This is a genomic window from Eubacterium sp. CAG:156, assembly GCF_000434315.1.
Lineage (GTDB): Bacteria > Bacillota > Clostridia > Lachnospirales > Lachnospiraceae > Eubacterium_U > Eubacterium_U album.
The window spans coordinates 33,308-57,828 of sequence record NZ_FR878179.1; the positions used below are offsets into that span (position 1 = coordinate 33,308).

Consider the following 24,521-nt stretch of genomic DNA (forward strand, 5'->3'; position numbering starts at 1 on the left):
TGCCTTTCGGCAGCTCTCGTTTTTCATACTCTAAAGTGAAATGTCTTATTTACCTGACATCTGTTTTTCCTGAGCTTCGATCATTTTCTTAACCATCTGACCACCAACACTTCCGGCCTGAGCTGAAGTTAAGTTTCCGTTGTAACCATCTGATAAAGTTACTCCTACTTCGTTTGCACATTCCATTTTAAATCTGTTCATAGCAGCCTTTGCTTCAGGAACGTTAACATTGTTTGTGTTACTCATAATTTCATACCTCCGAATTTAACATTACTTCCGGTTTTATAAACCTTCAGTATATTTTGTAACTTAAACCATCAACTGAAGGTTTATGTTACAATACTATTATGTGGAGATAGGTAAATAATAAACTGGTAAGTTGAACCTGAATTTACAAATTTTTCTTAATATTAAAATAGCTAAATATTATTGTGTTAAATGATTAAAAACAGTTTAAGGCTCTTAATACAAATAATCCAGTATGCATTTGACATATTTTAATACACAATCTTCATCTTTTATGCTCTCTAATTGAATAAAACCATTCTTTTCGCCGTAGTTTTCAATGAAGATCTGGTTAAAATCTGGGCTTTTGACTGAAAATATCGGTAAAAAGTTATCAGTTACTTTTGTAAAGCAGTTAGAGGCGGTTGCCTGAATTCGGTGATTTTTATCAACATATGTTGCCACATCTTTATGTATTGTGATATCTTCTTCAGGAAGATAATAATAGTCTTTATAATTCTTAAAAAAGTATTTAAGTAAAAGATGTGGACTAATAATGGTAATCTGTGCATTATTTCCATTTAGCTTAAAATAAATGTAGTCTGTTTTTTTAGTAACCGTAAATGGAGCATATACATCTAAGTCTAAATTTATATATAATTCTTTACCGATGATTCCATCTATTGATTTATAATCACGTATTTCATAACTGTTTAGTGTGTAATTTCCTTCAAAAAAATCATTTAATGAAAGAAGAGAAGTGAGTGTGCCCATGTACCATACATCTTCTTTATTGTGTAATAATAGTGGAAACACTAACATTTCATCATGTGTACGCATAAATTCTTTATAGACTTCAATTAAATCACCGCCTGAAAAAGGATCATTACGTTTTATTCCAAGAAAATCTTCGTATGTTTTTTGCTTGTTGTTTTCTAATTTAAGTAAATCAGAATATTTTTTTACTGTTTTATAAATGTCGATGCTTTCAAATGAATTAAAATCAAAATTTATATTATATTTTTCGCCACGCTCCTTTAAAAATGGCATATCAAAAGTATTTCCATTAAAATGGATTATTATTTTATAATTTTGAATAAATTTATGAAAAGCCATCAAAACATTTGCTTCGTCATTTGCATTTTCAGCAACCCATTGTGTATAAATTGGTTCACCGTTAACAAAATACATACATCCTATCATATAAACCATACAATATTTTCGGGAAAAACCTGTTGTTTCAATGTCAAAATAAATCATATGGTCAACATTTCCTAATCTTTCTAATGGGTATTCAATTTTATTTTCAACTTTATCTTTTATAACAATCATAAACGTATGATAACATATAAAAACATAAGGGTCAAAAGTCTAAAAATTGAAGAATACTTCGTTGTAAAAAAGCATAAAAAGTATTATTATAAAGAGTGGCAAGTTAGTTGTACAAAAATGAAAGAGAGGAAGTTAGATGTCTATTTTAACATTTAAGGGTGGAGTTCATCCATATGATGGAAAAGAACTATCGAAAGATATTCCGACCAGACAAATTTACCCTGATGGTGAAGTAGTGATACCTGTAGCTCAGCATATTGGTGCACCTGCTAAACCAATTGTAAATGTAGGAGACAGAGTCCTTGTTGGTCAAAAGATTGCTGAAGCTAATGGATTTGTTTCAGCTAATATTCATTCATCGGTATCGGGAACAGTAAAAAAGATTGAACAAAGATTAGTTCCTAATGGAAGTAAAGTTTTATCTGTTGTTATTGAAAATGATGAACAGTATGAGAAGTTTGAATACGAAAAACCAGATGATAATTTATCCAGAGAAGAGAAAATTGAATTAATAAAAGATTGTGGCGTTGTAGGTTTAGGCGGCGCATGTTTTCCAACTCATGTAAAATTATCACCAAAAGAAATTGATAAAATTGATTATGTAATAGTAAATGCGGCAGAATGTGAGCCATACATTACAGCTGATTACAGAAGGTTAAAAGAACAGCCTAAAGAGGTAATAGAAGGTCTTAAAATTGTATTATCACTATTTGAAAATGCACAAGGTGTTATTGCTGTTGAAAATAACAAAAAAGATGTAATTGAAGAGTTGAGTAAACTTACGGAAAATGAACCAAAAATCTCAGTGGCTGAATTAAAAACAAAATATCCACAGGGTTCAGAAAGACATATTATTTATGCTGTAACTAAAAGAAAGATTAATTCAAAAATGCTTCCTGCTGATGCCGGATGTATAGTTGATAATGTAGATACTATTTATAATATTTATAATGCAGTTAAATTTCATAAACCATTAACTGAAAGAATAGTTACTGTATCAGGAGATGGTATTAATACACCATCTAACTTTGTAGTTCCAATTGGAACAAGTCATGCAAAATTAGTAAAAGAAGCTGGCGAGTTAAAAGATGGAGTTGTAAAACTTATTTCAGGTGGACCTATGATGGGGCAGGCAATGTTTAGTTTAGATGTACCTGTAATAAAAGGTTCTTCAGCACTTTTAGCATTTCTTCATGATGATGTTGCTGATGCAACAATGACAAATTGTCTTAACTGTGGGAAATGTGCAAGTGTCTGCCCTGAAAATCTTATATGTGCTAAATTGGCACAGGCTGCAGCGGCAGATGACATGGAAACATTTTTAAAATATCATGGAATGGAATGTATAGAATGTGGAACATGTAATTATATTTGTCCTGCAAACAGAAATATTACACAGTCTGTAAGAACTATGAAGAGAAAAGTTATTGCAGCAAGAAAGAAAGGGTAAGAGTGAACTAAAAATGTATCATGTATCATCAAGCCCTCATGTTAAGTCAAAACTTACAACAAAATCTATAATGGGCGATGTAATTATTGCATTATTACCACCATCTATTTTTGGTATTATTAATTATCAAAATTTATTTGGAATGGAATATGGAATCCGTTCAGCATTGTTGATTTTATTAACAGTAGCTGCTTGTGTGATTTCGGAATATATATTTGATTTAATAACTAAAAGACCATCAACTATAGGCGATTTAAGTGCTGTAGTAACAGGAATGATTCTTGCACTTAACCTTCCATGTACATTTCCTTATTGGAAAGCAATGCTTGGAGGTGCATTTGCAATAATAATAGTTAAACAGTTGTTTGGTGGACTTGGACAGAACTTCATGAACCCTGCATTAGGTGCAAGATGTTTTCTTGTATTATCATTTGCAGGAAATATGACAGCGTTTTATCCTGAAATGTACAGAGTCGTAGATGGAGTATCTCAGGCAACACCGCTTACAGCATTAAAAGCCGGAGAAAATGTTGATTTGTTATCAATGTTTATTGGTACACATGCAGGAACAATAGGTGAAACAAGTATTATCGCACTTTTACTTGGAGCTTTATACCTTGTAATTAATAAGATAATTGATTTAAGAATACCAATTACTTACATAGTTGTATTTTCAATCTGCATTATGTTATTTAACGGACAGACAGATATTACATTCTTACTTAAACATCTTTGTGGTGGTGGATTAATTTTTGGTGCTTTCTTTATGGCAACTGATTATTCTACATCTCCGATGACAAAGAATGGAAGAATTTTATTTGGAATATGTTTAGGTGTACTTACTGCAATTTTCAGAACATTTGGAAATACAGCTGAAGGTGTATCGTTTGCAATTATATTCTGTAACTTATTAGTACCTTTAATTGAAAAAATAACAATTCCTAAAGCATTTGGAATGGTTAAGGAAAAGAAGGAGGGCAAGTAATATGAATAAAATGATAAAAGATGCGTTAATATTATTTGCTATTACTTTAGTTTCGGGTTTAGGACTTGGAGCTGTGTATAATGTTACATCACAGGCCAGAGCGCAACAGGAGCAAAAAACAAAAAATGCAGCTTATCAGGCAGTATTTGACGGCGCAGATCATTTTGATGAATACAAAATAAATGACAGTGACCAGAAAAAGATAGCGGACTACATTAAGAAAATGGATACTGATGAAGTTAAAGCTAATGGTGCATCAGATATTAATGCAGACATCAACGAAATAATGGAAGCAAAAGATAAAGATAATAACGTACTTGGATATGTAATAACTGTTACAGATAATGAAGCTTACGATGGCAAGATTCAGTTTTCAGTTGGAATTAAGGAAGATGGAACTGTTAATGGCATTTCATTCTTATCTATAAGCGAAACACCAGGACTTGGAATGAGAGCAAAAGAAGACAGTTATAAAAATCAGTTTAATGATAAGAAAGTTGACTACTTTAAATATTCAAAAACAGGAGCATCAGAAGATAATGAAATTGACGCAATGAGTGGAGCAACAATAACAACAAATGCAACAACTAATGGCGTTAATGCAGCAATTTTCTGTTTTAAATATATTACAGGAGGTGCTGAATAATGGGTAAATGTTTAGAAAGATTATATAACGGAATTATAAAAGAAAATCCAACATTTGTTTTAATATTAGGTATGTGCCCGACACTTGCAGTTACATCTTCATTGATTAATGGTGCCGGAATGGGACTTAGTACAATGGTGGTACTTGTTTTGTCAAACTGTTTTATTTCATTACTTAGAAATATAATACCGAATGGGGTACGTGTGCCTGCATTTATAGTTATTGTAGCAAGTTTTGTTACTATTTTACAGTTTATGCTTGAAGCATATTTGCCATCACTTAATGCAGCGCTTGGAATTTATATTCCATTAATAGTTGTTAACTGTATTATTTTAGGTAGAGCAGAAAGTTATGCATCAAAAAATCCTGTTTTACCATCTATTTTCGATGGACTTGGAATGGGACTTGGATTTACAATAGCCCTTTCTATATTGGGCGGATTTAGAGAAATAATCGGTGCGGGAACAATTCTTGGAATTAACATTCCACATTGGGATGGAATCGGAATTTTTGTAATGGCACCGGGAGCGTTCTTTGTTCTTGCAGCTTTAATAGCTACACAGAACTATATTAAAATGAAACATGGTCAAAAGCCAAAAGATAAAATATGCGATGGTAATTGTCAGGGTTGTGCAATGGCAACAGAACATTGTAAAGAAGATACAAAGGAGGAAGCGTAAATGGTTCAATGTATGTTAATAGCAGTTGCAGCTGCTTTAGTTAATAATGTAGTTTTAAGCCAGTTCCTTGGTTTGTGTCCTTTCCTTGGAGTTTCGAAAAAGACAGATACTGCAGCCGGAATGGGAGCAGCGGTTATTTTTGTTATTTTGATTGCTTCAAGCGTAACATATGGAATTTATTATGGAATTTTAAAACCTTTTAATCTTGAATATTTACAGACTATTGTCTTTATTCTTGTAATTGCTGCGTTAGTTCAGTTGGTTGAAATGATATTAAAGAAATATGTAAAACCTTTATATCAGGCATTAGGTGTTTATCTTCCTTTAATTACAACAAACTGTGCAGTTTTAGGTGTAGCAATTTCGAATATTGATGACGGATATACTTTTGGACAGAGCCTTGCTAATTCACTTGGAACATCTGTAGGATTTTTGATTGCAATTGTTATTTTAGCAGGTATCAGAGAAAAGAGTGAAAACAATAATATTCCAAAACCTTTCCAGGGAACTCCGATGGTTTTAATTGCCTCAGGGTTAATGGCAATTGCATTTACCGGATTTACAGGAATAATATAGGAGGTGCTTGGATATGAGTGGAATTTTAGGAGCAGTTATTGTTGTAGGCGGTGTTGGTATAATTATTGCAGTTATCCTTGTAGTTGCCGGAAAGTTTTTTGCAGTTGAAGTTAATGAAAAAGAAGCAGCGATTAGAGAAGTGCTTCCGGGAAATAACTGTGGTGGATGCGGTTATCCGGGATGTGATGGTTTAGCGGCTGCAATTGCAAATGGAGAATGTGATCCGGGAGCATGCCCTGTTGGAGGAGCACCTGTTGCGAAGATTATAAGTGAAATTGTAGGTGTTGAAGCAGACGTTGTTAAGAAATATGCGTATGTTAAATGCTCAGGTGATTGTGATAAATCAAAAGATAAGTACGAATATTATGGAAATATGTCATGTCAGGATGCTGCAAATATTCCCGGTGGTGGTGCAAAAGCCTGCGCATATGGATGCATTGGACTTGGTTCATGTGTTAAAGCATGTGAATTTGGTGCAATATCAGTTGTTAATGGTAAGGCAGTAGTAGACAGAGATAAATGTGTCGCATGTGGTAAATGTGTAAAAGCGTGTCCAAAAAATCTTATTGAAATAATTACGGAAAATGCACAGTATATGGTTTCCTGTTCATCTAAGGATAAAGGAAGAGATGTTATGCAGGCATGTTCTGTTGGTTGTATAGGATGTGGACTGTGCGCTAAGAATTGCCCAAATGGTGCAATTGAATTTGAATATAATTTAGCTCATATTGATCAGAGTAAATGTAAAAACTGTGGAATATGTGCTGAAAAATGTCCGAAAAAAATTATTACTAAATTGCATTAATTGTTTTATTGCATTATGAAAATGCCGGAATTAACATATAATGCGAATAAAATTAAGAAAATCTCACACTATATACTAGTGTGAGGTTTTTTTATGGAAAAATTTATTGACTCAAAAATTGAAATTACTGAGAAGAAAATAGATGAAATACTAGCTATTGGAACAAGCTATGATTTATTGAAAAGGAAAATTACTATTGGAGATAAAAATGCTGTTCTATATTTTATTAATGGATTTTGTGATGAAGATGTAATGGAAAAAGTTATTGAAGCTTTAACATCAGTTAAATCAGAAGATATTCCGAATGATAAAGAAAATTTTATTGCAAACATCATTCCTTATATTGAAACTTCAGATGAAAGTAACGAATATAATATTATTACTGCGATTTTATCCGGGATTGTTTGCTTGATTGTAGATGGATATGAAAGTGCTTTTTTAATTGATGCAAGAGAATATCCGGCAAGAGGAGTTGAAGAGCCTGAAAAATATAAGGTATTAAGAGGTTCAAGAGATGGTTTTGTTGAAACTTTAGTATATAATACTGCATTAATCAGAAGAAGAATACGAAGTCCTGAGTATAGATGTGAAATAACACAAATAGGAGAATGTTCAAGAACTGACGTGGCAATATGTTATATTGAAGGAAGAGTCGATAAAGAGGCACTTAATTTGATTAAAGATAAACTGGCAAATGCAAAAATAGATGCGTTAGCAATGAATCAGGAAAGTCTTGCTGAATGTATTTATAAAGGAAGCTGGATTAATCCTTTCCCAAAGTTTAGATACACAGAACGACCTGATACTGTTGCTGCATCAGTAATTAATGGACAGATTGCAGTACTGGTAGATAATTCGCCGGCGGCTATGCTTTTACCAACTACAGTATTTGATGCTATAGAAGAAGCAGATGATTATTACTTTTCACCTCTTACCGGTACTTACCTTAGATTGGCAAGAGCCTTTATTACAATTATATCCATACTTCTGACTCCATTATATCTTTTATATGCAGTGCAGCCGGAATTGCTTCCAAATTGGTTAATATTTACAAAGGTATCTGATGAGTTAAATATCCCAATTATCTGGCAACTATTAATGCTTGAAATTGGTGTAGACGGTTTGAAATTGGCGGCAATTAATACTCCTAATATGCTAAACACACCGTTAAGTTTGATAGCAGCAATAATTATTGGGGAATTTACAATAACTACAGGGTGGTTTGTACCTCAAACTCTTTTATACATGGCTGTAGTAGCAATTGCAAATTTTACTCATGAAAATTATGAATTTGCATATGCGATAAAATTTTTAAGAATTATTTTACTAATTTTAACAGCGATATTTGGATTATATGGATTTATTGGAGGAGTTATATTTACAGCAGTTGTAATCGGAATGAATAAAACGATTACAAACACAAGTTATATATATCCTTTAATACCATTTGATTTAAAAAAATTTTGCAGACAGTTCTTTAGAACAAGTAAAAAATAATTATAAAACAGTTATAATTTGAAAAAAATGATAGTTTATAAAAAATGTATTTTACAGATATATATTTCTATAAGATTATAACTGTTTATTACATAAAAATGTCCTACAAATCGCAAGAGTAGTTAATACAAGACAATTCGTAAGACATTTTATTTTCTATATCAAAATATGAAATAATTTTAGTTTGTGTTTATTATTCAGCTTCATTTACTTCTTCTGTTAGTGATTCTGGAGAAACAACTGAAATTGTAGGAACTCCATCTTCTCCTTCATCCAAGACAAGTCCGCTTGAAGTATGAATTGTGTAATCTTTATCAATAAATACTGCTTCGATTTCTGGTGTATTTTCTATTAAACGCATGCCTTTTTTTAACCCTAAAGCAAAACAAGTTGTACTTAATGCATCACCACTTAAGGAATCCTCGGAAATAATAGTTACAGATAAAAGTCTGTTATCGACAGGATAACCTGTTTTTGTGTCTAAAATATGATGATATATTTTTCCGTCCTGTTTGAAATATCGTTCATAAGAGCCTGAAGTTACAATTGATAAATTTGAACCTTTTACAATTGCTGAATATTCTTCGGATGAACCAAATGGTTTTTGAATTCCTATATTAAAATTGCCACCATTTTTTTTGCCACCAATTGTAACAATATTTCCACCAAGATTTATTATTGCTGAAGTAACACCTGTCTGAATCATATAGCTTTTTATTTTGTCTGCAACAAATCCTTTTGCAATTCCACCTAAATCTATTTTTGCTTCAGGGTCTGCTAGTGTAACTGTAGAATCGTTGACGGATATATTTTCGTAGTTTACATGTGACAATGCATTAGTAATATCATCTGATGACGGAACGGATGGATTATCACCTGTAATGTTCCAAAGTATACTCAATGGGGCAATAGTAATATCAAATGCACCATTAGATAATTCGCTATAATAAATACTATCTTCTATTAATTCAGCAACTACAGGTTTTACCTCTACAGGCTGCCCATTTGAATTGTTAATGGCTGAAACGTCACTTGAATCTTTGGTTCTGCTAAATAGTTTTTCGTAATTATAACAAAGACCAAAGCATTCATTTATTATATCATCAGCTGATTCATCACCACTACAACTGTTTATTGTAAGTGTAACAACAGTATTGAAACATTCGTGTGTTGCTGTTGCCGTAGTACTTGATGATGTGGAAACACATCCTGTAAGAGGCATAGCAAGAAGTGTGATGACTATTGTAAGAGATAACAGCTTTTTTAATAAAGTTTTTTTCATAATATTCTCCATATTCATATATCGTTTAGTATGATGTCGTGGTTAAAATTTTTTTGCCCAATTATAAGCAAACTTATGTGAACTTAGACCATTTTGCTTTGGCATCTTAATATATAACTATCGCTTATTATAACACATTTTATTTTATAAATTAGCAGAAAATACTGATTGTATAAAAAATATAATTATGTTATCATTCTATAGGTAAACGTTTGTTCTGATTTATATAAAAATATATAAATTAATGAAACTAATAAATGATGTCGGGGTCAAAAACTCTCAATTTTGGTGTGATAATGAAGTTAAAAAAATATGATATTATAGCTATTATTTGTGTTGCTGTAATTGTAATTATAAGTTATATTATGGTAAATTTGTTAAGAAACGATGAAGCGGATACAGTTGTTATATATGTAGATGGAAAGATAGAGAAAAAGCTTGATTTAAACAAAAATCAGGAATATAGAGTTAATGTTGATAACGGATATAATATTATTCGGATTAAAGATAAAAAAGCAAAGATAAAAGAGTCGGATTGTAGTAATCAGACATGTGTTAATATGGGAACTATCAGTAAAGATGGACAGACATTAATTTGTCTTCCACATAAGGTAGAAGTTACTATAGTTTCAGATGATAAATCAGAAGTAGATGTAATTGCCAGGTAGGAGAATGACATGAGTAAGAAAGTACCTTTGTTAGGAATGTTTGTTGCTTTTGCTGTTATTTTAAGTTATGTTGAGTCATGCATTCCTGTTTTAGGCATCCCGGGAATGAAAATAGGACTTGCTAATTTAGCTATTATAATAGTACTTTATTTGGAAGGAACAAAAGAAGCGGCCGTATGTAATTTTGTCAGAATATTAATAGTAGGATTTATGTTTGGAAATTTGTTTAGCATTTTTTTCGCATTAGCAGGTGCAACTTTAAGCATGATAGTTATGGTGATAATGAAGAAAACTAATAAATTTTCAATTATGATAGTAAGTATGTTTGGCGGAATTTTTCATAACATAGGACAGATTGTTGTCGCATCATTTGTAGTTGATAATTATTATATTTTTGGATATTTACCTATTTTAATTTTAACTGGTGCTGTTACAGGTGCAATAATAGGTATAGTAAGCAGATTGGTCCTTGATAGAATAGATAAATTTTACAATAATAAAGGAGATATACAGTGATAGGATTTGTTGAAGGAATTATTGAATATATTGATGTAGATAAGATTGTTGTGAATAATAATGGTGTTGGGTATAACGTTTTTATGCCGGCATCTCAGATAGATACATTGAATGTGGATGAAACAGTAAGAGTGTTTACATATTTGAATGTAAGAGAAGATGCAATGCAATTGTTTGGTTTCCTTACAAGAGACGATTTAGAAGTATTTAAATTGCTTATTACCGTAAATGGAATAGGACCAAAAGGAGGAATTGCCGTCTTATCTACAATTACTACGGATGACTTGAGGGTTGCCGTTATTTCAGAAGATGCAAAAGCTATTTCAAAGGCTCCTGGAATTGGTGCAAAGACAGCACAAAAAGTTATTATTGAGCTAAAGGATAAATTAAATTTAGAAGATGTACTTGAGCCTAAATTAGATGCAAACTTTCAAGTTAATGATAATAATTCTATGTCAGAAGCAGTTATGGCACTTGTAGCACTTGGCTATTCACAGGCAGATGCTTATAGGGCAGTTAAGAGTATTGATAATATAGAAGAACTAGACGTAGAAAACGTAATTAAAATGGCATTAAAAAAGATTTACTAATCAATGTAGAATTATGTGAAAAAGGAGTAGAGTAATGTCCAGAAGAATAATTACTACTGAACCTGAATATGAAGATATTGCTATAGAAAAGACGCTAAGGCCTCAGGGATTAGATGAATATATAGGTCAGGAAAAAATTAAAACTAATTTAAAAGTTTATATAGAAGCTGCGAAAGCAAGAGGTGAATCTTTAGACCATATTTTGTTTTACGGACCACCCGGTTTAGGAAAGACAACATTGGCATCGATAATTGCTAACGAGATGGGAGTAAATCTTAAAGTTACATCTGGACCTGCCATTGAAAAGCCCGGCGAAATGGCAGCAATATTAAATAACTTAGGCGAAGGTGATGTGCTTTTTATAGATGAAATTCACAGATTGAATAGACAGGTAGAGGAAGTACTTTATCCTGCAATGGAAGACTTTGCAATAGACATAATGATAGGAAAAGGTACAACAGCACGTTCAATAAGACTTGATTTGCCTAGATTTACTTTAGTTGGTGCAACTACCAGAGCAGGTTTACTTACTGCACCACTTAGAGATAGATTTGGTGTAATTAACAGGCTTGAGTTTTATACAGTTGATGAATTAAAGACAATCATTACACGTTCAGCTAAAGTATTAAATGTGGAAATTGATGAGGATGGTGCAGTTGAAATGGCAAGACGTTCAAGAGGAACCCCTAGACTTGCTAACAGACTTTTAAAAAGAGTGAGAGATTTTGCACAAATTAAATATAACGGACATATTACAAAAGAGGTTGCAGATTATGCACTGAATCTTTTGGATGTAGATAAGATTGGATTAGATAAAGGGGATAGAACAATACTTGAAACAATTATTTATAAATTTGCAGGAGGACCTGTAGGACTTGATACTTTGGCGGCCTCAATTGGTGAGGATTCAGGAACTTTAGAGGATGTATATGAACCATATTTAATTCAGAATGGTCTTATACAACGTACTCCTAGAGGAAGAATTGCAACACCTATCGCTTATGAGCATTTAGGGATAAAACAATAAATGGTTGTATTTGTAAAAAATTGTGATAAAATTAACGTAGTTTATACTTGAATACAATGAGGAGAGTACATATGTCAGCGAAGAATGTAATTGACGTGATAATAGATGGAAAGATATATACTATAGGCGGATTTGAAAGCGAAGCTTATTTACAGAAACTTGCTACATATATTAGTAGTAAAATATTAGAATTTAAGCAGGATGATGCCTATCGTAGACAGAAAATTGATACACAGAAGACTTTATTAGAAATTAACATTGCAGATGACTATTTTAAGGCAAAGAAGCAGGCTGATTTTCTTCAGGTAGAGATAGAAGAAAAAGATAAAGAAAATTATGATTTAAAACATGATTTAATTACAGCAGATATGAAGATTGAATCGTTAGAGGCACAGCTTCAGGAAGCAAAAGATAAGAATATCGAACTTCAGAAAGAAATAGTAAAATTGCAGACAGAATTAAAAAATAAGAAATAACAAAAGCACATATAATATAAGCTTAATAAGTTATTGTGACTGGGAAACAATAAAAAAGACCTGTAGCCGGTCTTTTTTAAGTTTAAAGCAGTTAACGACCGGAGGAATAATGAAAGTAGAACTTTTAGCACCAGGTGGTTCATATGAAACTGTTATTGCGGCACTTAATGCAGGGGCAGATGCAGTTTATACCGGTGGTGAAAAATTTGGAGCAAGGGCAAATGCGGACAATCTAACTATTGAACAATTAAAGTCCGTAATCGATTACGCTCATTTGCATGGCAGAAAGATATATTTGACAATAAATACACTGCTTAAGGAGAATGAAATAAAAAAGGAACTTTATGATTATCTTGAACCATTATATGTTCATGGCTTAGATGCAGTTATAGTTCAGGATTATGGAGTTTTGGAATTTGTAAGAAAATATTTCCCGCAGTTACATGTTCATGCCAGTACACAGATGACAATATTAGGTGAACTCACTGTAAAAGAGTTGAAAAATAAAGGGGTAATAAGAATTGTTACTCCAAGAGAACTATCAATTCCGGAAATTAAAAAAATTAAGGAAAATTGTGATATAGAAATCGAAAGTTTTGTACATGGTGCTTTATGTTATTGTTATTCAGGCCAGTGCCTTTTAAGTAGTTACATTGGCGGTAGAAGTGGAAACAGGGGGAGATGTGCCCAGCCATGTAGAATGGAATATGATGTTGTAAAGAATGGTAAAGTGCTTAATCCGGGAGATTCAAAGTATGTATTAAGTCCTAAGGATATTTGCACATTGAAAATATTGCCGGATATTATTGAATCAGGTGTTTATTCTCTTAAAATCGAAGGAAGAATGAAGAAACCTGAATACACGGCAGGAGTTGTAAGTATTTATAGAAAGTATATTAACTTATATTTACAGTTTGGTCGAAAAAAATATAAAGTAGATAATAATGATATAAAGAAATTGAATGACCTTTTTAATAGAAAAGGATTTAGTGAGAGTTATTATAAAACATATAACGGTAAAGAAATGATTACATTTTCTAAACCTGATTTTAGAGCAGCTAATGAAGGTTTAATAAAGGGAATTCAGAACAAATATATTAATACTAACTTAAGAAAAAATATAGATATATTTGTTACAATAAAAAAAGATTCTCCAATGGAAGCTGTTGGAATATGTGGTGAAAATGTTGTTACCGTATATGAAGATTTGCCTGATGAAGCAAAAAAACTACCTACAACTTCTGATATGGTAAATGAAAAAATGGCAAAGCTTGGAAATACACCATTTAAAGTTGAAAAAATAGAAACTTATATCGATGACAATTTATTTGTAACCATTGGTAAAATAAATCAATTAAAGAGAAAACTGATTGATGAAATGACAAAAAGCATTATTGACAGATATAAAAGAAATAATGCTTTACCATATGAAAATGTAGAGAAAAATACAATAATATGTAATGATAAAAAACTAGAGACAGCGTTGGTTTCTAATTTTGAACAGTATAAAACTATTGAAAAATGGAATAGAATATCAAGAATATATATAGAAGCATCAGAATTTACAAGACAGGAAATTGAAGAAGTAGTAAACAACAAAACTAAACAGATATATATAGCAATGCCATATATATTCAGGGAAAAAGACAAGGCTTATTTTTCAAAAGAATATATAGGAATGTTAAATAAATTTGATGGTGCATTAATTAGAAATATGGAGGAATATTTCTGGCTTAAAAATATAGATATGGTAAAAAATTATATTTTTGATTATAATGTATACGTTATGAATAGTTTTTCACAACAATTTATCCGTAAAACAGATGATATAACATATACTGTTCCTGTAGAATTGAATTATAAAGAAATGTTTGATATGGGATGTAGCGGTCAGGAAATGATTATATATGGTTATATGCCTGTAATGACAACTGTAAATTGCATTGCTAAAAGTTGTGATATGTGTCAAAAGTCAAAAGAGATTTACAGTTTAAAAGATAGAAAGAGTGAATATTTTAAGGTGAAATGCGTTTGCGATTATTGCTATAATCTTATATATAATTGTAAGCCGCTTTCATTGATTGATTATAATAATAAAATTGATAAACTAAAGTTAAACAGTATAAGATATTCTTTTACATTCGAATCAAAAAAACAAATTAAAAATATGATTGAACATATAGATAATAAAGAATATGATTTGTTATTTGAAAATAATAGTGAAATAACAAGAGGACATTTTAACAGAGGAGTGTTATAACCGGAGATAAGATATGGAAACTTTGTACGTTACTGCAGCTAAATATATTTTTGTGTTACTAATGGCGGTATATACATGGGAATGTTTTAGTGCATTAAAAACAAGAAAAGAAAGAAAGACAGCAAGAATATTTCACAGACAGAATGCAATAATATTTATTGTTTATGTTTTGGGAATATCCGTTGTATATTTGAAAAATCCCTCTAATTTTACAGTTATATTAGCGGGAGCACAGTTATGCTATTTAGTAATAGTATTAGGTATTTTTCCAATAATTTATTCTAATATAAGCAGAGCGGTATTAAGCAATATGTGTATGCTTTTATCTATTGGATTTATCATGCTTGCACGACTTAATTTTGAAACAAGTGTCAGACAGTTCATTATTGTTGCCGTTGTGACAATGGCATCTCTTATTGTTCCATTTTTGATGAGTAAATTCCAATTATGGAAATATCTGACATGGGTATATTGTTTCGTTGGAATAGCAGCTCTTATAGCAGTTTTGTTCCTTGGAGATGAAGATTATGGAGCAAAACTTGCAATTGAAATTGGAAATTTTAAATTCCAACCATCAGAATTTGTTAAAATTATCTTTGTATTTTTTCTTGCAGGTTATTTGGCTGAACATAATAAATTTAAAGACGTGTGTATTTCTGCAGTTTTAGCAGCTATATATGTTTTGATTTTAGTAGCTTCAACAGATTTAGGAAGTGCTTTAATCTTTTTTATGATTTATTTATTTATGCTATTTGTTTCAACAAGAAATATTATATATTTGTTTTTAGGAGCCGGAGGGCTATCAGGTGCTTCGGTAATAGCGTATCATCTTTTTTCACATGTGCAGGAGAGATTTATTGCATGGAGAGATCCATGGTCAGTTATAGATAATGCAGGCTATCAGGTTGCACAGTCATTATTTGCTATTGGAAGTGGTGGATTTATGGGAACTGGATTGTATGAGGGCTCGCCTAAATATATTCCTGTAGTTACTGAGGACTTCATCTTTTCTGCTATAGCAGAAGAATTTGGCGGTCTATTTGCAATGCTTTTAATTTTAGTTTGTTTTAGTTGTTTTATTGCATTTTTGAAAATTGCGATGGAACAGGCAAATATGTTTAATAAACTTGTGTGTGTAGGTCTTGGTGTAGGCTATGCAGTACAGGTATTTCTTACAATAGGTGGTGCACTTAAAATGATTCCATCAACAGGTGTAACTTTACCTTTAGTAAGTAGTGGTGGTAGTTCAATACTAAGTACATTATTTGTGTTTGCAATTATGCAAGGTTTAGCAATTGTGGGAACTAAAGTAAAAAGAAACGTAACGCGAAGAATTCCAACGGAAGGATTAGTCAATGAACAGAGACAGACAGAGAGAATACGACAGCTTGAAAGAACAGGCGAAATTGGAAAAGTCGGAAAGAAAAAAAAGAAAAAAATTAAATAGTGAAATTATGACTACAACGATAATTTTTGCACTTATTTTCTTTGTAATGATAGGATATTATGTGTATTTTCTTGTTGTAGAGAGTCATGATGTTGTAAATAACGATTATAATAAAAGAATTGATGGATATGCTGAAACTGTAGTAAGAGGAACTATATTTAGCGCTGATGGAGATAAACTTGCATATACTAAAACTGATGATGCAGGTAATGAAACCAGAGAATATCCATATGATGAATTATTTTCTCATGTAATCGGAATAAAAAATCATGGAAAATCAGGTTTAGAGAAAGTTTACAATTACGAGCTTTTAAGTACAAATGTCAGTCCTATTCAAAAAATAGTCGACGATTTTATGAATGTAAAAGAAAAAGGAAATGATGTATATACAACATTAGATGTTTCTTTGCAAAAAAGTGCTACTGATAGTTTGGGTAAAAATAAGGGAGCTGTAGTTATCATTGATCCAGAGAGTGGAGCAATCAAAGCTATGACTTCGAAGCCAAATTATAATCCGAATACAATTGATGATATTTGGGATAAACTGGCAAAAGATACAAGCGATAGCAGACTTGTTAATAGAGCTACTCAGGGAAAATATACACCGGGTTCAATATTTAAAATTGTTACAACATTAGAATATATGCGTGAAAATAAAAATTATAATGATTTTCATTTTAATTGTAAGGGTAGTACAACTATAAATAATGTATCTATCAAATGCTTTGATGGACATGCACATTATAGTGAAGAATTGATTGACGCATTTGCATATTCATGTAACAGTGCTTTTTCAACTATTGGAACTGAACTTGATATGACAAAGTTTGTAAGCACAGCAAAAGGATTGTTATTTAATGAAAAATTACCTATTGAAATTGAATATAACAAGAGTGAATTTAATTTGTCAAATGAATCAACTACATTTGACATAATGCAGACAAGTATAGGTCAGGGAACTACATTAGTTACACCAATTCATATGGCCATGATAGCTTCATCAATAGCTAATAATGGAAAATTGATGAAGCCATATCTTGTTGATAAAATAGAATCAAGTGATAAATCTGTAGTTACAAAGACAGAGAATGAAGAATATGCCAGATTAATGACTAAAAAAGAAGCAAAGCAGCTCCAGAAATATATGAGAGCCGTTGTTGAATATGGAACTGGTAAAATCATGGCATATTCAAAATATACAGCGTATGGTAAAACAGGAACTGCTGAAATAGATAAGAATAATAATGTAAATTCGTGGTTTGTCGGATACGGAGAAAAAGATGGTAAAAAAATTGCCATTGCAGTTGTAATTGAAGACATGCCTGAAGGAAGCGATTCAGCAGTAAAATGTGTAAAAGCAATATTCGATGATTATTTTGAGTAATGTGTGTCATTATAATAAATGATGCCAGAGTCAAAAGGTTTAATCCTACATGAACCTGCTCATAAGTGGGTGAAAGCTCTTGTGACCCGTTCCAAGATCATATAATTTTGTTGAATAATAATTTAATAACAATGTTTTATTGAAATACCAGATAAGATTTTGTATACTAAAGTATGAATGTTTGATATGTATTGATGATAATTTTGTATATGATCTTTACATACGTTAGATGCGTTTAGGCAACTCTCAAGCATATGAACACCATAAACATATTGACTTACAGGAGGATTGTTATGCAGAAAGCAGTAAGTTGTGGTGGTGTTGTAATATTTCGTGGCAAAATATTAACTTTATATAAGAATTATAAGAATCGATATGAAGGATGGGTTTTGCCAAAAGGTACGGTTGAACAGGGAGAAGAGTATAAACAGACTGCATTGCGTGAAGTGTGTGAAGAAACAGGAGTTAATGCACATATTGTTAAGTATATCGGAAAAAGCGAATATAATTTTAACATACCAGGCGATACAGTTCATAAAGAAGTTCATTGGTATTTAATGATGGCGGATAGTTACTACAGCAGGCCACAAAGAGAAGAATATTTTCTTGATTCAGGATACTATAAGTTTATAGAAGCTTATCATTTGCTGAAATTTCCTAATGAAAAGCAGATACTTGAAAAAGGATATAATGAGTATCTTGAGTTGAAAAGACAAAATTTATGGGGAAATAAAAAATATTTATAAGGAAGTAGAGGCATTTGCATCCGCAGAGGCCTCTTTATATGTAAATGAATAAAATAAATTATCAAAAGGAATTAGAGAAAACAATTAATGGAATTGTAAAAAATAATGAAAAACCTAAATTGTTACTTCATGCATGTTGTGCACCATGTAGCAGTTATGTTCTTGAATATTTATCAAATTATTTTTTGATTACAGTCTTGTTTTATAATCCTAATATATCAACAAAGAAGGAATATGATTATAGAGCCTCAGAATTAGAGAGACTTATTAAAGAAATGCCATTAGTTAATGAAGTAGATTTGGAGATTATGGAATATGACGATGGAGAATTTTATGATATTGCAAAAGGATATGAAGAATGTAAAGAGGGAGGAGAAAGATGCTTTAGATGTTATGAACTTCGCCTAAGAAAGGCTGCAAAGTATGCATCAGAAAAGAACTTTGATTTCTTTACAACAACTTTATCCATTAGCCCATTAAAAAACTCAGAAAAATTAAATTCTATTGGAGAAAAACTGTCGATAGAATATAAAATTCCATATTTGTTTTCAGACTTCAAGAAGAAAGAGGGTTATAAAAGATCGATAGAGTTGTCGAAAGAGTATGATTTATATCGACAAAATTACTGTGGATGTGTATATTCACAGAGAGATGAATAGAGTATATGTTTACAAAGAAATGGTAATTATGATATATTCAAGTAAAATCCATAATTAAGAAGGAGATGTAATTATGAATTGTCCAAAATGTGGAGCAAAATGCGAAAGTGATCAATCTTTTTGTGTTGTTTGTGGAGCACCGTTATATTCAAATGGTGACAATGAGACCGTCAATAATATTGATTTGAATAATGATGATCTCTCTGCAACCAGAATAGTAAGCGGGATTAGTCCAGATTTAAATGCAACAAAGACCAATATTGATTTACATAAAAAAGATGTAATGGAAACCCCGATTAATAGAAAACCGATTGATTTTGAAGAGAATACTTTTGAAGAAAATGAAAAGAAAAAAGAGCCTCAGATAAGTAGATTTGACAATCAGAAATCGAGAATTAAGAACGATGAACCATCTTATCAAAGTGTAAATAAAAAGCCTAAAAAGAAAAGCAAAAAGAATATAATTATATTAACAATATTAGGAATATTATTTGCAGCTGTAATAGTTGTTTCTGTTGTGCTGTTTACAAGATCAAAAAATGAAGAAAAGTTTAATAAGTATTATAAAGCAGGAAACGATTATTACGATGCTAAAAACTATGCAGCTGCAGCGACTCAATATAATAGTGCATCTAATCACGCAATAAATAATTCAGAAAGAGTGTCTGTATATGAAAAATTATGGCATTGCTATGAATATATGGGTGAATATGCCGATGAAGAAATTAGTGTTCTTGAGAAACTTATTTCATTAAACCCAAAAGAAATATCATATTATGAAGCGTTGATTATTTTGTATCAAAATAATGATATGAGTGATAAAATTGATAAATTAATTGATTCGGTTGAAGATTATTCCATTAAAGAAAAATTGTCTAATTTTGATGGAACAATTCCAAATCCAAGTGTGGAAACAGGAACATATAGCAAGCCGATAGAAATATCATTACATGTATCTAATAATTTGGATATATATTATACTCTCGATGGTTCAGAACCATCAGAAGATAGTACAAAGTATTCCACGCCAATTAAATTTGAAAAACAGGGTACTTATACTATTAAAGCTATTTCTATTGATTCAAATGGAAAGAGTAGTAAAGAATTGACTGCCAGATATAGATTAGAGTTTCCTACAGTAAATATGCCTGTGGTAAGCATTGATAGCGGAGTTTATGATACTCAGAAGAAAATAACGGTAACTGCCGATGCAGATTGCAAAATATATTATACTAAAGATGGAAGTATTCCTGATTCTAAATCAACAGAATATACAAAAGAAATTAAGATGCCAAAAGGAAACACAGTATTTTCATTTATTGCAATGAATTCTGAAGGAATATACAGTAAAGTTGTAACAAGAGTTTATGATTACGAAGAAGTATATGAATATTCATATGATCAGGCAGTAAGCATGCTTACAACAATTCTTGTAAAAAATAAAACAATGGAAAATGAATATGGTGAGTATAAAAATGGCGATGTAGCTTACTTTACGTATAAGAGTATTGCCAAAGTAGAAAAAAAGAACTACTATATTGTTTCGTTTTCAATAGAATCTGATTCAGGTTCAATAACAAAAGAAGATACATACGCAATTTCATGCGACACAGGGGCATGTTTTAGAGCAAATGTATCTGGAGATTCGTATTCATTAGTTGAAATTAAATAATGTAAATATAAATTGCCAGCTTAAAAAAATATAAAGCTGGCAATTTTATTTATGCACATGGCTTTGCCATAAATAACACTTCGAATCCGCTACGCTACTTCTCAGTGATTATACATTCGTCAAATACTATCAGCCTTTTTTGCAAGCAAAAGGCCAAAAGCCTGACATATTATAATTTTTGTTATGCACATGGCTTTGCCATGAATAACACTTCGAATCCGCTACGCTGCTTCTCAGTGATTATACATTCGTCAAATACTATCAGCCTTTTTTGCAAGCAAAAGGCCAAAAGCCTGACATATTATAATTTTTGTTATGCACATGGCTTTGCCATGAATAACACTTCGAATCCGCTACGCTGCTTCTCAGTGATTATACATTCGTCAAATACTATCAGCCTTTTTTGCAAGCAAAAGGCCAAAAGCCTGACATATTATAATTTTTGTTATGCACATGGCTTTGCCATGAATAACACTTCGAATCCGCTACGCTGCTTCTCAGTGATTATACATTCGTCAAATACTATCAGCCTTTTTTGCAAGCAAAAGGCTGATAGTATTTGACTCATTGTGCATAACAAAAAGGCACAAGATATATCTTGTGCCTTTTATATAATGCGGATGGCGGGACTTGAACCCGCACGGGGAAACCCCGGCAGATTTTGAGTCTGCTTCGTCTGCCATTCCGACACATCCGCATACAACGAAATAGATTGTAACATTGATATATAAAAAAGTCAATTACTTTTTTGCTTTGACGTGTAATAGTAAATGATGTATTATAATGGTATTGCAAAGAGGTTGAATTTTTGTGTAAAAAGGAGAATAATAAGTAAATTACTTGTTATGAATAAATGTATGGAATGCAGAGAATTTCAAAATTTAATTCATGATTTTATTTTTGATAAAATTGAATATACAGATGAACTTGAAGAATTTATTGAACATGCAAGAACCTGTAAAAAATGTAGGGAAGATTTAGAATTATATTATTTAATTAATAGAGGTTTAGGTGATGTACCGGCACCTGACAATAGTGGAGAGGATGTTGGGTATGACCAGGAATTAGAAGATATATTCAGTTTTTATGATGAATGGTTTACAAAACAAAAAAAACAAAAGTGGGCAACTAAAATATCAATTGTTGTATGTGGCATTATAGTTATATGTATAATTGGATTTTTGATTGGCGTTCTTATTGGATATATATAAATAAACAGATGGAAATGGAGAAATCAAGTGAGAGATAAATTAGTATTAATAGATGGACATAGTATTTTAAACAGAGCATTTTATGGTGTCCCTGATTTTACAAATTCTGAAGGAACACATACAAATGCTATTTTTGGTTTTTTAAATATTTTGTTTAAAATTATTGATGAGGAAAATCCAAAATATTTATGCGTTGCATTTGATGTACATCAACCTACATTTAGGCATGAAATGTACAAAGAATACAAGGGTACAAGAAAGCCAATGCTTCCTGAATTAAAACAGCAGGTACCTTTGATGAAAGAAATGCTTAAGGCTTTGAATATTAAAACAACTGAACTTGCTGGATTTGAAGCTGATGATATACTTGGAACACTATCTAAAGCAGGTGAAGAGCAGGGACTTGAGGTGTCTGTTATTTCAGGAGATAGAGATTTACTTCAGTTAGCAACAGAACATGTTAAAATCAGAATCCCTAAAACAAAAAAAGGAAAAACAGAAATTGAAGATTATAATGTTACACAGGTATTAGAAAAATACAGCGTGACACCTAAGGAATTTATTGATGTGAAGGCACTTATGGGAGATTCTTCTGATAATATTCCAGGAGTTCCGGGGATTGGAGAAAAAGGTGCAACTACAATTATAAGTGAATATGGTTCTATTGAAAATGCATTTGAACATGCAGATGATATAAAAAATAAAAGAAACAGAGAAGCTTTAAAAGAACATTTTGATATGGCCCAAATGAGCAAAACACTTGCTACTATAAATACAAGCGTACCTGTTGAAGTGAAAATATCTGATTGTGTTTTAGAAGATATGTTTAATAAAGAAGCACTTGCAATGGTAAAGAAATTTGAATTTAAAAGCATGATTTCTAAATTTGATTCAATAAGCACAGAAAATACTTTTGAAGAAAACTTTAAGATAATGGAGGATTTTGGTGAAGTTGAAAATCTATTGTCAGAAATTCAAAAATTAAAGAAAGTTGGATTGTTTATCGATTTAAATAATGATGAAATCAGAGGAATTTCTATAACTATAAGTGATGATGAAACATACTATATTCCTGTAAGTGGGTTTATAACAGGTGAATATTTAAAAGAAAAATTAAATTATATTGTAAGTAATGCTGTAGAAGTTAGTGTGAATGATATAAAAAGTAATCTTAGATTTGTAGAAACGGAGACTGAAAATAAATTATTTGATGCAGGAATTGCAGCATATTTACTTAATCCCTTGAAATCTACTTACGAATATGATGATATAGCAAGAGACTATTTAGAGTTTGAAGTGCCTGCATATGATGAAATTTTCGCAAATTATAAAAAGGATAAAAGTGTTTTAGAAAACATAGATAATATTTCTAAATATGCTTCATATAATTCTTATGTATTGTATAAATCTATTGAACCTTTAAAAGAAAAATTAGAAAACGAAGGAATGATAGATTTATATGAAAAGATTGAGGTTCCTTTGACGTATGCATTGTATGATATGGAAAAAACAGGTATTAAGGTTGAGGCTGATTCATTAAAAGAATATGGTGATAAGCTAGCTGAAAGTATTAAAACGCTTGAAGAAGAAATTTATAAAGAGGCCGGACATGAATTTAAAATAAATTCACCTAAACAGCTTGGTGAAATTTTATTTAACGAAATGGGTCTTCCGGGTGGCAAAAAGACAAAAACAGGTTATTCGACATCTGCGGATGTTTTAGAAAAATTAAAGCCGGATTATCCGTTTGTTGAAAAAATATTATCTTACAGACAGGTTACAAAATTAAAATCAACTTATGCAGATGGACTTGCCGGGTTTATAGAAGAAGATGGTAGAATTCATGGCAAATTTAATCAGACAATTACTGCGACAGGAAGAATCAGCAGTACTGATCCAAATCTTCAGAACATTCCTGTTAGAACTGCACTTGGTAGAGAAGTTAGAAAAGTATTTGTTCCAAAAGAAGGATGTGTGTTTGTAGATGCAGATTATTCTCAGATTGAACTTAGAATTTTAGCTCATATGTCAGATGATGAGAATCTGATAAATGCTTATAAAGAAGCAAAGGATATACATCAAAGCACAGCATCTTTGGTATTTAATGTACCTTTAGATGAAGTTACTAAAGAACAGAGAAGCAATGCTAAAGCAGTAAATTTTGGAATTGTTTATGGAATCAGTTCATTTGGATTAAGCCAGGATTTATCAATCAGTAGAAAAGAGGCTGATAAATATATCAAGGACTATTTTGTAAGTTATCCGGGTGTAAAAAAATATTTGGATGATGCTGTCGAAAGTGCAAAAGAAAAAGGCTATTCAGTTACTTTATTTGGAAGAAGACGTCCGATACCGGAATTGAAAAGTGGCAATTTTATGCAAAAATC

23 protein-coding genes and 1 tRNA gene are annotated in these 24,521 nt (G+C 31.4%); 20 read left to right on the top strand and 4 right to left on the bottom strand.

Translation table 11 applies throughout. The features are described from left to right. Positions 1–45: 45 nt before the first annotated feature. On the bottom strand, positions 46–246 hold the full coding sequence (locus ABMA45_RS08870; protein WP_022089534.1) for an alpha/beta-type small acid-soluble spore protein: 201 nt from the start codon (positions 244–246) through the stop codon (positions 46–48). Positions 247–462: 216 nt separating this feature from the next. Beyond that, complete coding sequence (locus tag ABMA45_RS08875; RefSeq protein WP_022089535.1) at positions 463–1,557, bottom strand: ribonuclease H-like domain-containing protein; 1,095 nt, start codon at positions 1,555–1,557, stop codon at positions 463–465. A 136-nt stretch (positions 1,558–1,693) separates the two neighbouring features. On the opposite strand from ABMA45_RS08875, the gene rsxC reads away from it, so the two are divergent. From rsxC to ABMA45_RS08910, 7 genes are all read left to right on the top strand, one after another. After that, on the top strand, positions 1,694–3,007 hold the full coding sequence (gene rsxC / locus ABMA45_RS08880; RefSeq protein ID WP_022089536.1) for an electron transport complex subunit RsxC: 1,314 nt from the start codon (positions 1,694–1,696) through the stop codon (positions 3,005–3,007). Positions 3,008–3,077: 70 nt separating this feature from the next. Beyond that, positions 3,078–3,992, top strand: a complete 915-nt coding sequence (locus tag ABMA45_RS08885; RefSeq protein WP_336306548.1) for an RnfABCDGE type electron transport complex subunit D — start codon at positions 3,078–3,080, stop codon at positions 3,990–3,992. 1 nt (position 3,993) lies between these two features. Continuing rightward, complete coding sequence (locus ABMA45_RS08890) at positions 3,994–4,638, top strand: RnfABCDGE type electron transport complex subunit G (RefSeq protein ID WP_022089538.1); 645 nt, start codon at positions 3,994–3,996, stop codon at positions 4,636–4,638. Further along, positions 4,638–5,318: an electron transport complex subunit RsxE gene (locus ABMA45_RS08895; RefSeq protein ID WP_022089539.1), complete on the top strand. Its 681-nt coding sequence runs from the start codon at positions 4,638–4,640 to the stop codon at positions 5,316–5,318. The genes ABMA45_RS08890 and ABMA45_RS08895 overlap by 1 nt, the downstream gene beginning before the upstream one ends. After that, a complete protein-coding gene (locus ABMA45_RS08900) occupies positions 5,319–5,894 on the top strand; it encodes an electron transport complex protein RnfA (protein ID WP_022089540.1) in 576 nt (191 codons plus the stop codon). 13 nt (positions 5,895–5,907) lie between these two features. Continuing rightward, positions 5,908–6,699: an RnfABCDGE type electron transport complex subunit B gene (locus ABMA45_RS08905; RefSeq protein ID WP_022089541.1), complete on the top strand. Its 792-nt coding sequence runs from the start codon at positions 5,908–5,910 to the stop codon at positions 6,697–6,699. A 93-nt stretch (positions 6,700–6,792) separates the two neighbouring features. Beyond that, positions 6,793–8,196: a spore germination protein gene (locus tag ABMA45_RS08910; protein WP_022089542.1), complete on the top strand. Its 1,404-nt coding sequence runs from the start codon at positions 6,793–6,795 to the stop codon at positions 8,194–8,196. A gap of 193 nt (positions 8,197–8,389) precedes the next feature. Here the strand turns inward: ABMA45_RS08910 and ABMA45_RS08915 are convergent, their stop codons facing one another. After that, positions 8,390–9,478 (bottom strand): FAD:protein FMN transferase, encoded by a 1,089-nt coding sequence (locus ABMA45_RS08915; protein WP_022089543.1) that lies wholly within the window; start codon positions 9,476–9,478, stop codon positions 8,390–8,392. 296 nt (positions 9,479–9,774) lie between these two features. On the opposite strand from ABMA45_RS08915, the gene ABMA45_RS08920 reads away from it, so the two are divergent. The 11 genes from ABMA45_RS08920 to ABMA45_RS08970 all read left to right on the top strand — a co-directional run bounded on the left by ABMA45_RS08920 (position 9,775) and on the right by ABMA45_RS08970 (position 20,923). Next, positions 9,775–10,146, top strand: coding sequence for a NusG domain II-containing protein (locus ABMA45_RS08920; RefSeq protein ID WP_347996482.1), 372 nt, complete (start codon positions 9,775–9,777; stop codon positions 10,144–10,146). 9 nt (positions 10,147–10,155) lie between these two features. Then, complete coding sequence (locus ABMA45_RS08925) at positions 10,156–10,662, top strand: Gx transporter family protein (RefSeq protein WP_022089545.1); 507 nt, start codon at positions 10,156–10,158, stop codon at positions 10,660–10,662. Beyond that, the gene (gene ruvA / locus ABMA45_RS08930) at positions 10,659–11,252 is read left to right on the top strand and encodes a Holliday junction branch migration protein RuvA (protein WP_022089546.1); all 594 of its coding nucleotides are present in this window, start codon (positions 10,659–10,661) and stop codon (positions 11,250–11,252) included. Before ABMA45_RS08925 ends, ruvA begins: the two co-directional genes overlap by 4 nt. A 34-nt stretch (positions 11,253–11,286) precedes the next feature. After that, complete coding sequence (gene ruvB, locus ABMA45_RS08935) at positions 11,287–12,279, top strand: Holliday junction branch migration DNA helicase RuvB (RefSeq protein ID WP_022089547.1); 993 nt, start codon at positions 11,287–11,289, stop codon at positions 12,277–12,279. A gap of 71 nt (positions 12,280–12,350) precedes the next feature. After that, on the top strand, positions 12,351–12,755 hold the full coding sequence (gene zapA / locus ABMA45_RS08940; RefSeq protein ID WP_022089548.1) for a cell division protein ZapA: 405 nt from the start codon (positions 12,351–12,353) through the stop codon (positions 12,753–12,755). 109 nt (positions 12,756–12,864) lie between these two features. After that, on the top strand, positions 12,865–15,015 hold the full coding sequence (locus ABMA45_RS08945; protein ID WP_022089549.1) for a peptidase U32 family protein: 2,151 nt from the start codon (positions 12,865–12,867) through the stop codon (positions 15,013–15,015). Between the two features lie 13 nt (positions 15,016–15,028). Beyond that, positions 15,029–16,462: an FtsW/RodA/SpoVE family cell cycle protein gene (locus ABMA45_RS08950; protein ID WP_022089550.1), complete on the top strand. Its 1,434-nt coding sequence runs from the start codon at positions 15,029–15,031 to the stop codon at positions 16,460–16,462. Then, positions 16,371–17,846: a peptidoglycan D,D-transpeptidase FtsI family protein gene (locus ABMA45_RS08955; RefSeq protein WP_348030191.1), complete on the top strand. Its 1,476-nt coding sequence runs from the start codon at positions 16,371–16,373 to the stop codon at positions 17,844–17,846. Before ABMA45_RS08950 ends, ABMA45_RS08955 begins: the two co-directional genes overlap by 92 nt. A 293-nt stretch (positions 17,847–18,139) precedes the next feature. After that, positions 18,140–18,592 (top strand): NUDIX hydrolase, encoded by a 453-nt coding sequence (locus tag ABMA45_RS08960; protein WP_022089552.1) that lies wholly within the window; start codon positions 18,140–18,142, stop codon positions 18,590–18,592. A 44-nt stretch (positions 18,593–18,636) separates the two neighbouring features. Continuing rightward, entirely contained in the window at positions 18,637–19,251 is a 615-nt protein-coding gene (locus ABMA45_RS08965; protein ID WP_022089553.1) for an epoxyqueuosine reductase QueH, read from the top strand. A 73-nt stretch (positions 19,252–19,324) separates the two neighbouring features. Further along, positions 19,325–20,923 carry a chitobiase/beta-hexosaminidase C-terminal domain-containing protein gene (locus ABMA45_RS08970; RefSeq protein WP_022089554.1) on the top strand — a complete coding sequence of 533 codons (1,599 nt, stop codon included), beginning with the start codon at positions 19,325–19,327 and terminating at the stop codon, positions 20,921–20,923. Between the two features lie 615 nt (positions 20,924–21,538). Here ABMA45_RS08970 and ABMA45_RS08975 read toward each other — a convergent pair. Continuing rightward, positions 21,539–21,620 (bottom strand) — tRNA-Leu (locus ABMA45_RS08975). Between the two features lie 148 nt (positions 21,621–21,768). On the opposite strand from ABMA45_RS08975, the gene ABMA45_RS08980 reads away from it, so the two are divergent. Together ABMA45_RS08980 and polA are read left to right on the top strand one after the other, a co-directional pair. Continuing rightward, positions 21,769–22,134: a zf-HC2 domain-containing protein gene (locus tag ABMA45_RS08980; protein ID WP_158562646.1), complete on the top strand. Its 366-nt coding sequence runs from the start codon at positions 21,769–21,771 to the stop codon at positions 22,132–22,134. A 27-nt stretch (positions 22,135–22,161) separates the two neighbouring features. Further along, on the top strand, positions 22,162–24,521 hold a 2,360-nt coding region (gene polA, locus ABMA45_RS08985), incomplete at its 3' end, for a DNA polymerase I (RefSeq protein WP_348030195.1).